The sequence below is a fragment of the Corallococcus terminator genome, assembly GCF_003611635.1.
Taxonomy (GTDB): domain Bacteria; phylum Myxococcota; class Myxococcia; order Myxococcales; family Myxococcaceae; genus Corallococcus; species Corallococcus terminator.
In genome coordinates this window covers 1-594 of sequence record NZ_RAVZ01000768.1, presented here as the reverse complement: position 1 = coordinate 594, position 594 = coordinate 1, and the positions used below count along the sequence as shown (strand labels likewise).

Below are 594 nucleotides of genomic sequence, written 5' to 3'. Positions count from 1 at the left end.
CTCCAGGAAGGTGGTGCGCAGCGGTTCGTGCCGGAGGACGATTTCCGCGAAGGTGCGGCGCAGCACCTCCACGTCCAGGGCACCGGTGAGCCGCAGCGCCAGGGGGATGTTGTAGAGCGCCTGTCCCGGCTCCAACTGCTCCAGGAACCACATGCGCTGCTGCGCGAACGACAGCGGCAGGTCGCCCTCGCGAGGCACCGTGGGAATCGGAGGAGTGACGGTGCGCGACGGCAGCGCTTGGATGCGCTCCGAGAGCTGCACCAGCGTGGGCGCTTCGAACAGCGTGCGCAGGGGCAGGTCCACGCCGAACCGCGCGGCCACCCGCGTGACGAGCTGCGTGGCCAGCAGTGAGTGCCCACCCAAATCGAAGAAGTCATCGTGCGCGCCTACGCGCTCCACGCGCAGCACTTCACGGAACAGCGCCGCCAGTTGCTCCTGGAGCGGTGTCAGGGGCGCGTCGTCCTCGCGGGAGGACGTGCTTGCCGTGGGGGCGGGAAGCTCGCGGCGGTCCACCTTGCCGTTGGTGGTGAGGGGCAGGGCCTCCAGGCCGACGAAGGCGGCGGGCACCATGTACTCGGGCAGCCGCGCGCGCAG

General features: G+C 70.5%; 1 protein-coding gene. It reads right to left on the bottom strand.

What is annotated here, in order from left to right; genetic code table 11:
- Nucleotides 1–594, bottom strand: a 594-nt coding sequence (locus D7V88_RS42040; protein ID WP_147449178.1) for a phosphopantetheine-binding protein, incomplete at both ends; no start/stop codon positions are given.